The following is a 13,204-nucleotide window of genomic DNA, read 5'->3' as shown; positions in this document are numbered from 1 at the left end:
GTGATTCATGACCCAGCTTTATCTGGCCTCCGCTTCTCCCCGCCGTCGTGAACTGCTCACGCAGCTCGATATTCCTTTTGCTGTACTGAACGTCGCGGTGGAAGAGCAGCGGTTACCGGAGGAAGCAGCGGAAGTCTATGTGCGGCGTCTGGCGCATGAAAAAGCGGCGGCGGGTGTCGCGGCTGCACCGCTCGATTTGCCGGTTCTGGGGGCGGACACCATCGTGGTGCTGAACGGCCAGGTGTTGGAAAAACCGCAAGATGAAGCCCACGCGGCAGAGATGTTGAGTCAACTGTCCGGGAAACCACATCAGGTGATGACGGCCGTCGCGCTGGCAGATAAAGACGATATATTGAGTTGTCTGGTGATCACCGACGTCGTCTTCCGCCCGCTCTCGCAGCAGGATATCGAACGGTATATCGCCAGCGGCGAGCCGATGGATAAAGCTGGGGCTTACGGTATTCAGGGCAAAGGTGGATGCTTTGTCCGGTCGCTTAACGGGAGCTATTACGCGGTGGTTGGGCTGCCGCTGGTAGAAACCCATGAGCTATTCAGTAATTTTGCTGCGTTGCGGAGTGCAAGAGGAAAACATGACTGCTGAGTTACTGGTAAACGTTACACCTTCAGAAACGCGCGTTGCCTATATCGACGGCGGTATTTTGCAGGAAATCCACATTGAGCGTGATGCGAAGCGCGGCATTGTCGGCAACATTTATAAAGGCCGCGTGAGCCGCGTTCTGCCGGGCATGCAGGCGGCGTTCGTGGATATCGGCCTGGATAAAGCGGCATTCCTGCACGCATCCGATATTATGCCGCACACCGAATGTGTTGCTGGTGACGAACAGAAGAATTTTCACGTCCGTGATATCGCCGAACTGGTGCGTCAGGGGCAGGATCTCATGGTGCAGGTGGTCAAAGATCCACTGGGAACCAAAGGTGCACGACTGACGACCGATATTACACTGCCATCGCGCTATCTGGTGTTTATGCCCGGCGCATCGCATGTTGGCGTGTCACAGCGGATTGAGAGCGAAGCGGAACGCGAGCGTTTAAAGAAAACGGTCGCCGAGTATTGTGACGATGACGGTGGTTTCATCATTCGTACCGCAGCGGAAGGGATCGGTGAAGAAGAGCTCTCGCAGGATGCGGCGTTCCTGAAGCGTCTGTGGGGCAAGGTGATGGAGCGCAAAAAGCGCAACCAGACCAAATGCAAGCTCTACGGTGAAGTTGCGCTCGCCCAGCGAATTTTGCGTGATTTCGCCGGTGCGGCGTTGGATCGCATTCGGATTGACTCCCGACTGACGTATGAAGCACTGCTGGAATTTACCTCCGAATATATCCCGGAGATGACCCGCAAACTCGAACACTATGCGGGTAAACAGCCTATTTTTGACCTGTTTGACGTAGAAAATGAGATCCAGCGTTCGCTGGACAGAAAGGTCGAACTGAAGTCCGGCGGCTATTTGATCATCGATCAGACTGAAGCGATGACGACCATCGACATCAACACGGGGGCGTTTGTCGGCCACCGCAATCTGGATGAGACCATTTTCAATACCAACACGGAAGCCACGCAGGCGATTGCGCGGCAGCTGCGCCTGCGTAACCTCGGCGGCATCATCATTATCGACTTCATCGATATGAATAACGACGATCACCGTCGGCGGGTACTGCATTCGCTGGAGCAGGCGCTCAGTAAAGATCGGGTCAAAACCAGTATTAACGGCTTCTCTCAACTAGGATTAGTGGAGATGACGCGTAAACGCACGCGTGAGAGTATCGAGCACGTGCTCTGCCATGAATGCCCGACCTGTCATGGCCGCGGCACCGTGAAGACGGTAGAAAGCGTCTGCTATGAAATCATGCGTGAAATCGTGCGTGTCCACCACGCTTATGACACCGATCGTTTCCTGGTTTATGCTTCACCGGCCGTTGGGGAAGCGCTGAAAAGTGAAGAGTCGCACGCGTTAGCTGAGGTCGAAATTTTCGTCGGCAAGCAGGTCAAAGTACAAATCGAACCCCTGTATAGCCAGGAGCAGTTTGACGTCGTCATGATGTAAATTCGTACGCTCGTCGTCGGCGACGAAAGAAGGAGATATTAGTGAGGCGACTGCCCGGAATTGTAGTCATCACGGGTGCCACTCTTGTCGTGATGGTTGCGCTGTTAGTTAGCGGCTTAAGACTGGTGCTGCCGCAGCTCGATCATTTCCGGCCACAGCTGGTGGCTTGGGCGCAGTCTGCGGCGGGTGTCCCGTTAGAAATCGGCTCGATGACGGGGCGCTGGGAGTCCTTTGGCCCCACGCTGGAAATTGAAAAGCTTCGCACGTCTCTGCCGGAATCAGACTGGCAGGTTGATCGCATTACGCTGGCATTGGATGTGTGGCAGTCACTGTTACACGGGCGCTGGCAGTTCCGCGATCTCACGTTTCACCAGTTAAAGCTCGATATTAATAGCCCTTTTACTGGGCAGCAGCAGGACAGCAAACTGATGGAATCAGGAAAGGTCAGCGACCTTTTCCTGCGCCAGTTTGACCACTTTGACCTGCGTGATAGCCACATTACCTTTCTTACCCCTTCCGGCTCCCGCGCGGAGCTAAGCATCCCACAGCTGACCTGGCTGAATTCCGACAAACGTCATCGTGCGGAAGGGTTGATCAGCTTGTCGAGTTTTAACGGCCAGCACGGCGTGGTGCAAATGCGCATGGACTTGCACGATGAGCAGGGGCTGCTCAGCAACGGCACCTTCTATCTGCAGGCTGATAACATCGATATGAAGCCTTGGCTCAGCCGCTGGATGAAAAATAATACCGGGTTGGAAAGCGCCGATTTTAGCCTGGCGGCCTGGCTGAACGTCCGTGATGGCGGCATCCACAGTGGAGACGTGTTCCTTAATCAGGGGACGGCCAACTGGGGTGACGGTCCTGATGCACATCGTCTGAATGTGGATGACATGACGCTACATGTTAGCCGTCAGGAAAATGGCTGGCAGGTGGATGTGCCTGAATTGAATCTGGCAACGGATGGCACTGCCTGGCCGAAAGGGCGGCTCTCAGCCCTCTGGCTGCCAAAAAATGAACACATGCTGGGGCCCGATCGGCAGGAAGAGCTGCGTGTTCGTGCCAGCAATCTGGAGCTGGAGCGGGTAAGCACGCTGTTGCCGCTGCTGTCCAGTACAACGCCAGCGTTGAAAGAACGTTGGGCAGAACTGCAACCGACGGGCACATTGAATACGGTTGCCGTCGATATCCCTCTGCAACAGCCGGAGAGAAGCCGCTTTCAGGCCAACTGGCAGGACGTGAGCTGGAAACAGTGGAAATTGCTGCCGGGAGTCGATCATTTTTCTGGTTCTGCCCGTGGCAGCGCCGAGCGTGGTCAGGTCAGCGTCGAATTAAAACAGAGCACGCTACCCTATGTTGATATGTTCCGCGCGCCGCTGGAAATCCAGCAGGCCAGCGGCACGATTGACTGGCGTAATGACACACAGGGTTTGGCGCTTTGGAGTCATGGGCTGGATGTGCAGGCGAAATCGCTATGGGCGAACGGTGATTTCCGTTACGAACAGCCAGTCAAACAGGAGCCGAAGCTGGATATTCTGGCGGGTATCCGCTTGACCGACGCGGCGGATGCCTGGCGTTATTATCCTGAACAGTTTATGGGCACTGAGCTGGTGGACTATCTGAGCGGCGCGCTGAAAGGCGGTCGTGTCGATAACGCGACGCTGATTTTTGCCGGTAATCCGCAGCACTTCCCGTATACGCACAACGAAGGCCAATTCGAAGTCTGGGTTCCGGTGAAAGAGGCGACCTTCGAGTTTCAGCCGGGCTGGCCTGCGCTGACGCCACTGGATATTAATCTGGATTTCGCCAACAACGGTCTATGGATGTTTGCGCCACAAACCTGGTTGGGCAAGGTGGAAGGCAAGAATATTAGCGCGGTCATTCCCGATTATGAAAAAGAGATGCTGCTCATTGATGGCGAGCTGGAAGGTCCGGGGCCTGAAGTGGGGAACTATTTTAATCAGACGCCGCTGAAATCCTCGTTGGGTACGGCGCTGGATGAGCTGAAAATTGGCGGGCCGGTGAAAGGCTCGCTGCATCTGGATATTCCGCTTGTCGGTGATGATGTTCACGCCAGTGGTGACATTGTGCTGAACAATAACAGCCTGTACATCAAACCGTTGAATACCACGATTAAGAATCTCACGGGTAAGTTCCGCTATGAAAACGGCAACTTACGCAGTGACACGCTTCAGGCGAATTGGATGAATCAGCCGATGGCGGTCAACTTTACAACAGAAGAACAAGCGAAGGCCTTTCTGGTGAATGTGGGCTTGCAGGGCGACTGGCAGCCTGCGCTCTTGCCCGGCTTGCCAGCATCGGCAAGCAAGGCGTTGTCCGGCACGGCAGGCTGGAAGAGTACGGTTGCCGTCAATCTCCCGCATACCGGCAAGACAACCTATGAGGTTGATGTTCAAGCTGATTTAAATAAAGTGAGTAGTCACTTACCTAACCCACTAAATAAACCGGCTGGTGAGAGCCTGCCGCTGGAGGTCAAAGCTAGCGGTGATCTGAATGGTTTCGCTATGCAGGGACGGCTGGGCAAGGATAACCGCTTCAATAGTCAATGGCTGCTGAAAGGCGACACCGTGACGCTGGCGCGGGCAAGCTGGCAGAATGCGGCAACGGCGGCGCCTGCATTACCCGATGATTCCTCGCTGGTGCTCGATCTTCCGTCGCTGGATGCGGAAAGTTGGCTGGGGCTCCTGCCATCACTGCGTGCCTCGGCATCGGCGGAAGGGAGAAAGGCACAGAGTTCCCTTCGTTTCCCAGAAGCGGTGACCTTGCGTACGCCTGAACTGCAACTGTTGGGGCAGCAGTGGCACGATCTGGAAATTACGCGCAAAAATACGCTTGCTGGCAGTGAAGTGAAGGCAAAGGGGCGTGAAATTGACGGAACGGTTGAGATACCCAATCGTGGTATGTGGCGCAGCGACATCAATTATCTCTACTACAATCCTCAGTGGAAAGGGAATGAAGCGACTAACCCGGTGGCGTTAGCAGAGAAAAAATCGCCGTTGAACGACCCGAGTATCAGCTTTGAAGACTGGCCGTCGCTGGCGGTTAATTGTCGCCAGTGCTGGATTATCGGGCAGAATATGGGGCGTATTCAGGGAACGCTGCTGCCAGAAAAGGAAAAGTTAACGCTGACGGACGGCATCATTGATACCGGTAAGGCTCGTCTGACGGTAAACGGCACCTGGCAGGAAAATGCCGAAGGCGTACGGACCGCGCTAAAAGGCCGCCTGACCGGGGATAGTCTGGAGCAGAATGCTAACTGGTTCGGCGTTGATTCACCGCTGAAGGCCGGTTCTTTCGATGTGGATTACGATTTGTACTGGCGCGGAACGCCTTGGGCACCGGATATTGCCAGCCTGAGCGGAATATTGCACACGCGCATTGGTAAAGGTGAAATTGCCGAAGTGGGTGCGGGTCAGGCGGGTCAACTGCTGCGTTTATTGAGCTTCGATGCGCTGATGCGTAAGCTGCGGTTTGATTTTAGTGATACGTTTGGCCGTGGATTTTACTTCGACTCGATTCGCAGCACCGCATGGATTAAAGACGGCGTGTTGCATACTGATGATATGCTGATCGACGGTCTGGAGGCGGATATCGCGATGAAAGGCGATCTCGACCTCGCTAAGCGACAGGTCAATATGGAAGCGGTTATCGCCCCGGAAATTTCTGCGACGGTGGGCGTGGCGACCGCATTTGCCGTCAATCCGGTTATAGGGGCCGCGGTGTTTGCTGCCAGTAAAGTGCTGGCACCGCTATGGAACAAGATTTCGCTGATTCGCTACCAGATTTCCGGTAGCCTCGATCAGCCAAAGATTCAGGAAGTGCTGCGTGAGCCGAACAAGAAGAAAGGCGAATAATGCCGTTAGGGCAGCGCAGTGTACTCAGCCGATTATCTGATAAAGAGTGAAAAACTATGAGCCTTTCGTTTGTCAGTGAGCAGTTACTCACCGCCAATAAATTGAATCTTGACGATCTCGCCGCTGTGCTGGGGTCGCTTAATGAGCGTCGTCTGGACTATGCCGATCTCTATTTCCAGTCCAGCTACCATGAATCCTGGGTACTGGAAGATCGCATCATTAAAGACGGTTCTTACAATATCGATCAGGGCGTGGGTATCCGTGCGATTGACGGTGAAAAGACCGGGTTTGCTTATGCCGATCAGATCACGCTGAACGCATTGCATCAGAGTGCACAGGCAGCACGCAGCATTGTGCGGGAACAGGGGACAGGCACGGCGCGCACGCTGGGTGAAGTGTCGCATCGGGCGCTCTATCCAACGTTGAATCCACTGGATAGCCTGACGCGTGAGGACAAAATTGCGCTGTTGCAACGTGCAGATACGGTCGCGCGTGCCGCAGATGCACGCGTGCAGGAAGTGTCAGCCAGTCTGACTGGTGTCTATGAGTTGGTGCTGGTAGCGGCAACAGACGGTACGCTGGCGGCGGATGTGCGTCCGCTGGTTCGCCTGTCGATCAGCGTGCTGGTCGAAGCTGAAGGCAAGCGTGAGCGCGGTTCCAGCGGTGGCGGCATGCGTGGCGGCTATGACTATTTCTGGGAAGTGGCGGACGGTGAAGCGCGCGTTGATGCGTGGGCGAAAGAAGCCGTGCGTATGGCGCTAGTTAACCTGTCGGCGGTGGCTGCACCTGCAGGGCCAATGCCGGTGGTGTTGGGCGCAGGCTGGCCGGGCGTGTTGCTGCATGAAGCGGTGGGTCACGGTCTGGAAGGCGATTTTAACCGTCGCGGCACGTCAGTATTCAGCGGACAGATGGGGAAACTCGTTGCGTCAGAGCTGTGCACGGTGGTGGATGATGGTACGTTGAGCGGACGCCGTGGCTCCCTCTCAATGGACGATGAGGGCGTTCCAGGGCAGTACAACGTCCTGATCGAAAACGGTATTCTGAAAGGCTACATGCAAGACAAGCTGAATGCTCGTCTGATGGGTGTTGCGCCGACGGGCAACGGTCGCCGCGAGTCTTATGCCCATCTGCCGATGCCGCGTATGACGAACACCTACATGCTGGCCGGGAAATCCACGCCGGAAGAGATTATCTCTAGCGTCGAATACGGCCTGTATGCGCCAAACTTTGGCGGCGGTCAGGTCGATATCACTTCTGGCAAGTTCGTCTTCTCGACGTCCGAAGCGTACCTGATCGAAAAAGGTCGTATCACCACGCCAGTCAAAGGTGCCACGCTGATTGGCTCCGGTATCGAAGCGATGCAGCAGATTTCAATGGTCGGCAACGATCTGGCGCTGGATAAAGGCGTCGGCGTGTGCGGTAAAGAAGGGCAAAGCCTGCCTGTCGGCGTTGGCCAACCTACGTTGAAGTTGGAAAGCCTGACCGTCGGCGGCACGGCGTAATTTGCTCTGAATCCTGAGTTCCTTTAAGACCGCGCTTTATTAGCGCGGTTTTTTTCAGGGGTTGCTATGTAACGGAACACACAATCAGGAAACCGCTGCAATAATCGATTTGAGCTGCCTGATGTGTATTTCATCTCGCTGTACCAAGACATCTTCCTTAATCTTGAGAACAATGCCTTTTAATAGGTCTGTTGTACTGGAGATGTTTGTCGTGGTTTTTAGTACGTCAATGTCTGTCGCGACATGCCTTCCTTTAAGAGAAAGACGTTTCTCGGATTTTCCTTTTGCCAAATCACTTTGCAGAAAACGCGGGATATCTTGTGCCGCTGCGCGATCGGCTGCCAGCGTGTGAAGATAGTATTTCATCAGCGTGGGAATAAAATCGGGTTCCCCACCTAATTCGCAGCTTGCCAGATTTAAGATATCTATCATGTGCGCAGGGACTCTGCTTTCTAGCGCCTTACGCTGTACATCCCGCGCTTTCTTAATCATGGGCGTAGATTGATGGGGGATGATGGCAACATTCCCGCAGCGATTGCAAACGCCAACCAAAACCTGTCTCACCACGCCGCTGTTATCGCTGAATGGGACGTCTCTAAGCTGAAACGTCGCAGTTTCAAGTGACTGGCATGTGTTACAGAGAGCGGACTGTGTATCGCCGACTTTGAAAATTTTCATGTCATCGCCTCAATGGTGGACGCTAATAAAGACACAATTTGGCTCGGCAAAATACCATTTGATATACCACGATATTCCCCGATGGCGGCAACGGATGATATGAACATCAATATGCGCTGCAAAATGATGGGGTGAAGAAGAGTAGAATGTACCCGAAGATTGATAAATAATATCAATGAGTTCTGTTATTGATGCTTGCCCGGTTGCCAGCAAATTCTTCGTACTGATATTTCCTCTGGCTTCATGCAACACAGTACCCGATTGCAAACAGACGATAAGCTGCTTTTTGGCATCCTTGAACCCCATCCCTTCACCTATATTGTACGAATTTATTCGTACCTTATCCATGTGATTTTACTTTCCTGAACGAAGGAAAGAGATATAACGTACGGATGGCGGGATGGGGATGTGTTTTGTATGAAAGAGGAAGGCGTCTCGCATTTTCCTCTTTGCAAATCCTACTTTTTTTCCTTGCCATGATCCTGTCGGTAACCCTGATATGTCAGGGCGACATTTTTGAAGTATTCCGTCATGTAGTTAATACAGACCTGTACTTTTAGCGGCAGGTTGTCTTTGCGGGTGTAGAGCGCATAGACCGGACGCGGGTCGGAGTGGTAGCGGTTAAATAAGATCTCAATTTCGCCGCGATTGATTTCGTCCACGACCCACATAAGTGGAACGTAGGCGATGCCCGCACCGGCCTTGAGCCAGCGTACCAGCGTTTGCGGATCGTTAGTGACAAAGCGCCCTTGTGGTGTGACGCGGGTTGAAATGCCTTCCGGGGCGATCAGCTCAAATTCGCTGTCAGGGCGTACGCTGTATTCCAGCCAGGAAAAATTCACCATATCTGCTGGTTTATCCGGCGTGCCGTGCTGTGCCAGATAGCTTTTGGCGGCACAGATCACCATCGGCATCGAGCCTAATCGTTTTGAGAACAGGCTGGAATCCTGCAATGCGCCGACGCGGATAACGATATCCAGCCCGTCGGCAATCAGGTCGGGAGCGGGGATTCCTGTGACCAGATTAACGGACAAGCCGGGATATTCCTTCAGCATCGCGGCAGTCATGGTGGACAACACATTCTGCGCCATCGTAGAAGAACTGCCGATGCGTAGTGTGCCGATCGGCGTATTGTTGAAAGCGTAGAGCTGCTCATGGACCTCATGCGCCTCATGCAGCATGCGGCGACATCCGTGATAGTAAATTTTCCCCGCTTCCGTCAGCCCAATGCTGCGCGTACTGCGGTTCAGCAGCTTAATCTGTAGTTCATCTTCAAGCTTGGTGACGGTCTGGCTGACGGCGGATACGCTCATCTGTAACTGGCGGGCGGCCGCGGTAAAAGAACCAAATTCCACCACGCGGGCAAACACCGACATACTCTTTAGTCTTTCCATTATTCACTCTGGCTTAAAAGTGATTTAGATCACACTATGTAGATAAGGTGATAATAAGCATCCATAATATAGCCTATCCGGTGATGCCGGGTGGAGCATTGTCCGCCATCGCTCAAGTGGCAGCGTTACTTACAGGTGAACGCGAACAGATATCGTCTTTGCGGCTATACATGATTATTCACCGCTCAAGGCTACCCAATGATTGTGTTTATTTACCCAATGTAGATCGTACGCTGATTTCCCATCGCTAGTCAGCCCCTGCTGGCATCGCTATTCATCAGTTTAACGCTATCTCATTCGCTGGCAGCCAGCCTGCGGGATGAAGCGCTTTTGTCTATGCTGAACGTCAGTATCAGACAACATAATTTACCATCCGGTAGCGAACCTGCGAGCTATCGCTACCTAATAGAAAAAAAGGAAAAGAGGATGAGTTCACTCCCGGTTATGGTGCTGTTCGGGCTGTCATTCCCCCCCGTATTTTTTGTCCTGCTGGTGTCATTGACTCTGTTTTTTGTCGTGAACCGCCTGCTGCAACCGACGGGTATCTATGACTTCGTCTGGCATCCGGCGCTGTTTAACAGTGCGCTGTTCTGCTGTTTGTTCTATTTACTCTTCCGTTACGGTCTGTGAGGCGTCTGTGAAAGCTTTCTTTTTAACCTTACTTAGACAGCAGGCCGTGCTGATCAAAAAAATGAGCCGCGTAGCGATTACGCTGGTGATTGTGCTGTGCGCGATTGTCGCCATTTTCCGCGTCTGGGCGTTTTATACCGAATCGCCCTGGACGCGCGATGCCAAATTTACGGCGGATGTTGTCGCGATTGCACCGGATGTCAGTGGGTTGTTGAGCGATGTTCGCGTCACGGACAATCAACTGGTGAACAAAGGGGATGTGCTGTTTGTTATCGATCAGCCGCGCTACCATCAGGCTGTCGCGCAGGCGGAAGCGGATGTCGCCTACTATCAGGCACTGGTAACGGAAAAACGTCGGGAATCAGGGCGTCGGGCGCGACTGGGCATCAGTGCGATGTCGCAGGAAAATATCGATCAGTCCAGTAATGCCCTGGAAACCGCCACGCATCAGCTTGCTAAAGCGCAGGCGGTATTGTCACTGGCGCAACTGGAGCTGGAACGCACCGTGGTACGCGCCCCTGCTGACGGTTGGGTGACCAACCTGCATGTGCAGAGCGGTGAGTTCATCGAACGCGGCAATACGGCGGTAGCGCTTGTGAAGAAGGATTCGTTCTACCTGCTGGCGTACATGGAAGAAACCAAGCTTGAAGGGGTTCGCCGCGGCTATCGTGCAGAAATCACGCCGTTGGGCAGCGAAAAGATATTTTACGGTACGGTGGATAGCGTAGCGGCTGGCGTGAATAACAGCAGCAGCAGCGCGAACAATAAAGGCCTCGCTAACGTGGATTCTAATCTGGAGTGGGTACGTCTGGCGCAGCGTGTGCCGGTAAAAATTCGCCTCGATCGCCAAATGGGCGACCTCTATCCAGCTGGCACGACGGCAACGGTAGTGATCACGGGTGAGCAGGTCAACAATGACAAAAAACCGTCGCCGCTTATTCGTCTCCTGTATCGCCTGCGTGAGTTTGGTTAAGTGAGGCGATGATGAAAACTCCGTCGTTGACAGGCCCCGTGTTCTTTACGACACCGAAGTTTGCGCGCTTGCGTTTTGCTTTCAAACTGAGCTTTGCGATCGTGCTGTCCCTATTTCTGGGGTTCCATCTCCAGTTGGAAACCCCGCGCTGGTCGGTGCTGACGGCGGCGATTGTCGCTGCTGGCCCGGCATTTGCCGCAGGCGGTGAGCCGTTTTCCGGCGCGATTCGCCATCGTGGCATGCTGCGTGTCGTCGGCACGTTTATCGGCTGTATCGGCGCACTTATCATCATTATTGCCACCGTTCGCGCACCAGTTGTGATGCTGATGCTGTGCTGTATTTGGGCTGGCCTCTGCACCTGGGTTTCCTCACTGGTTAAGGTTGAAAATGCCTATGTGTTCGGGCTGGCAGGCTATACCACGCTGATTATTATTGTATCGACGCAGGGAACGCCGCTGCTGACGCCGCAGTTTGCCGTGGAGCGCTGTAGCGAGATTGTATTGGGTATCGTCTGCGCCATTCTGGCGGATTTACTGTTCTCGCCGCGTTCGATCAAGCAGGACGTTGACCGCAGCATGGGTGAGCTTCTGGTGGATCAATATCGGTTATTGCAACTCAGCATGAGCGGGGCGGAGAAAGAAACCATCGACGCGGCATGGCACGCGCTGGTGCGTAAAACGACCGCGCTAAGCGGCATGCGCAGCAGCCTGATGCTGGAATCCTCGCGCTGGCAGAACAGTAATCGCCGCTTAACGTCGCTGCATACGCAATCACTCACGATGATTACCCAGGCGTGTGAAACCTACCTGATTTTGCAAGATGCTCCGACCTCTATAAAAAGCAGCCTGAAACTGGTGTTGGATCAGCCCGTTGAGTCATTCCGCGATGTGCATTGCCGTGTGAAAGCATTGCGTCATCTGATTGCGGCTGATAGCCGCGATGTGCCGCCTACGCTGGTCAGTTGGGTAGGCGCTGCGACGCGCTATCTGCTATTGGCGAAAGGGGTGCAGACCAACGGACGTATCACGACGATTGAAGCCGATGTGCTGAACAGCGAGGTGGAAATTAAAGCGCCGTCAGCAGAAACCCATCATGCCATGATCAACGGCTTACGTACCGGCGTGGCGACGGCGCTGGGCTGCCTGTTCTGGCTGAGCACCGGCTGGACCTCTGGCAGCGTGTGTATGGTGATGATTGCGGTGGTGACGTCGCTTGCCATGCGCTTACCGAATCCGCAGATGATGGCGAAGGATTTTCTTTTCGGGACGATCTACGCGCTGCCGCTGGGGGCGCTGATGTTCATGTTTATTATGCCGTCAACGCAGCAAAGTATGCTGCTGCTGTGCCTGAGCCTGGGGGCGATGGCTTTCTTTCTCGGGCTTGAAGTACAAAAACGTCGGCTTGGTTCGCTGGGCGCATTAGCCAGTACGATCAATATCCTGGTGTTGGACAACCCGATGATGTTCCACATCAGCCAATTTCTGGACAGCGCGATCGGGCAGATCATCGGTTGTTTTCTGGCGTTGATGGTGATCCTGTTGATCCGGGATAACACCAAGGCGCATACGGGGAGAACGCTGCTGAACCGTTTTGTGTATGGCGCGGTTTCAGCGCTGACGACCAACACGACGCGGCGCAAGGAAAACCACCTGCCTGCGCTGTATCAACAGTTGTTCCTGCTGCTTAACCGCTTCCCTGACGATATTGCCAAGTATCGTCTCGCACTGTGGCTGATCATCATGCACCAGCGTCTGAGAACGCTGGATATTCCACAAAACGCGGCACTCTCTGCCTTTCATCGCCAGATTCGGGCGACGGCGGAGCAGGTGATTTTGGCCCGGCGTGACACCACGCGCAGCCGCTATTTCACGCAGCTGTTAGGCGAGCTTGAACGCTATCAGCAGATGCTGACGGAAAAGCAGCTCCCCACGAGCGTCACTGCGCCGGTGGGACGATTGACCGGTATCCTACGTGATTATCAGCATGCGCTGAGTAACTAAGCTCAGTAGACAAGGCAGAGTGACAACCCTCACGATTAATCCGAGAGTACCGCAGTCTGCGTTCATCACTTCTATACTGAATTATCTATAGCTTC

General features: G+C 54.0%; 10 protein-coding genes. 7 read left to right on the top strand and 3 right to left on the bottom strand.

Annotation, left to right across the window (positions count from 1 at the left end):
* Window positions 1-7: 7 nt before the first annotated feature.
* Genes AB8809_RS21950 through tldD form a run of 4 tightly spaced genes read left to right on the top strand, consistent with a single transcriptional unit; the run spans window position 8 to window position 7,434 of the window.
* Window positions 8-601 carry a nucleoside triphosphate pyrophosphatase gene (locus tag AB8809_RS21950; RefSeq protein ID WP_012772978.1) on the top strand — a complete coding sequence of 198 codons (594 nt, stop codon included), beginning with the start codon at window positions 8-10 and terminating at the stop codon, window positions 599-601.
* The gene (gene rng, locus AB8809_RS21945; protein ID WP_012772979.1) at window positions 591-2,060 is read left to right on the top strand and encodes a ribonuclease G; all 1,470 of its coding nucleotides are present in this window, start codon (window positions 591-593) and stop codon (window positions 2,058-2,060) included. Before AB8809_RS21950 ends, rng begins: the two co-directional genes overlap by 11 nt.
* A gap of 41 nt (window positions 2,061-2,101) precedes the next feature.
* Entirely contained in the window at window positions 2,102-5,932 is a 3,831-nt protein-coding gene (yhdP, locus tag AB8809_RS21940) for an AsmA2 domain-containing protein YhdP (RefSeq protein ID WP_349856772.1), read from the top strand.
* A 56-nt stretch (window positions 5,933-5,988) separates the two neighbouring features.
* Window positions 5,989-7,434, top strand: a complete 1,446-nt coding sequence (gene tldD, locus AB8809_RS21935; protein ID WP_012772981.1) for a metalloprotease TldD — start codon at window positions 5,989-5,991, stop codon at window positions 7,432-7,434.
* Window positions 7,435-7,518: 84 nt separating this feature from the next.
* Here tldD and AB8809_RS21930 read toward each other — a convergent pair whose 3' ends face one another.
* The 3 genes from AB8809_RS21930 to aaeR all read right to left on the bottom strand — a co-directional run bounded on the left by AB8809_RS21930 (window position 7,519) and on the right by aaeR (window position 9,506).
* Window positions 7,519-8,112: a hypothetical protein gene (locus AB8809_RS21930; RefSeq protein WP_012772982.1), complete on the bottom strand. Its 594-nt coding sequence runs from the start codon at window positions 8,110-8,112 to the stop codon at window positions 7,519-7,521.
* Between the two features lie 9 nt (window positions 8,113-8,121).
* Window positions 8,122-8,460, bottom strand: a complete 339-nt coding sequence (locus AB8809_RS21925; RefSeq protein ID WP_349856771.1) for a hypothetical protein — start codon at window positions 8,458-8,460, stop codon at window positions 8,122-8,124.
* A gap of 110 nt (window positions 8,461-8,570) precedes the next feature.
* Entirely contained in the window at window positions 8,571-9,506 is a 936-nt protein-coding gene (gene aaeR / locus AB8809_RS21920) for an HTH-type transcriptional activator AaeR (RefSeq protein ID WP_349856770.1), read from the bottom strand.
* A 426-nt stretch (window positions 9,507-9,932) separates the two neighbouring features.
* Between aaeR and aaeX the strand changes: the two genes are divergently transcribed.
* The 3 genes from aaeX to aaeB are packed head-to-tail and all read left to right on the top strand — an operon-like array spanning window position 9,933 to window position 13,109.
* Window positions 9,933-10,136 (top strand): p-hydroxybenzoic acid efflux pump operon protein AaeX, encoded by a 204-nt coding sequence (gene aaeX / locus AB8809_RS21915; protein ID WP_005975424.1) that lies wholly within the window; start codon window positions 9,933-9,935, stop codon window positions 10,134-10,136.
* A 7-nt stretch (window positions 10,137-10,143) separates the two neighbouring features.
* Window positions 10,144-11,109: a p-hydroxybenzoic acid efflux pump subunit AaeA gene (gene aaeA / locus AB8809_RS21910; protein WP_349856769.1), complete on the top strand. Its 966-nt coding sequence runs from the start codon at window positions 10,144-10,146 to the stop codon at window positions 11,107-11,109.
* 11 nt (window positions 11,110-11,120) lie between these two features.
* Complete coding sequence (aaeB, locus tag AB8809_RS21905) at window positions 11,121-13,109, top strand: p-hydroxybenzoic acid efflux pump subunit AaeB (protein WP_349856801.1); 1,989 nt, start codon at window positions 11,121-11,123, stop codon at window positions 13,107-13,109.
* Window positions 13,110-13,204 lie beyond the last annotated feature (95 nt).

Origin of the sequence: Pectobacterium aroidearum (assembly GCF_041228105.1) — a bacterium.
Classification (GTDB): domain Bacteria; phylum Pseudomonadota; class Gammaproteobacteria; order Enterobacterales; family Enterobacteriaceae; genus Pectobacterium; species Pectobacterium aroidearum.
Note: the sequence above shows the minus strand (reverse complement) of the source record. Positions and strands in the feature narration are given on the sequence as shown.

What these genes read in the sequence shown, in the direction of transcription:
- aaeR (WP_349856770.1), bottom strand. Translation starts at nt 9,506, where the DNA reads ATGGAAAGACTAAAGAGTATGTCGGTGTTTGCCCGCGTGGTGGAATTT.
- aaeX (WP_005975424.1), top strand. Translation starts at nt 9,933, where the DNA reads ATGAGTTCACTCCCGGTTATGGTGCTGTTCGGGCTGTCATTCCCCCCC.
- AB8809_RS21925 (WP_349856771.1), bottom strand. Translation starts at nt 8,460, where the DNA reads ATGGATAAGGTACGAATAAATTCGTACAATATAGGTGAAGGGATGGGG.
- AB8809_RS21950 (WP_012772978.1), top strand. Translation starts at nt 8, where the DNA reads ATGACCCAGCTTTATCTGGCCTCCGCTTCTCCCCGCCGTCGTGAACTG.
- aaeB (WP_349856801.1), top strand. Translation starts at nt 11,121, where the DNA reads ATGAAAACTCCGTCGTTGACAGGCCCCGTGTTCTTTACGACACCGAAG.
- AB8809_RS21930 (WP_012772982.1), bottom strand. Translation starts at nt 8,112, where the DNA reads ATGAAAATTTTCAAAGTCGGCGATACACAGTCCGCTCTCTGTAACACA.
- tldD (WP_012772981.1), top strand. Translation starts at nt 5,989, where the DNA reads ATGAGCCTTTCGTTTGTCAGTGAGCAGTTACTCACCGCCAATAAATTG.
- rng (WP_012772979.1), top strand. Translation starts at nt 591, where the DNA reads ATGACTGCTGAGTTACTGGTAAACGTTACACCTTCAGAAACGCGCGTT.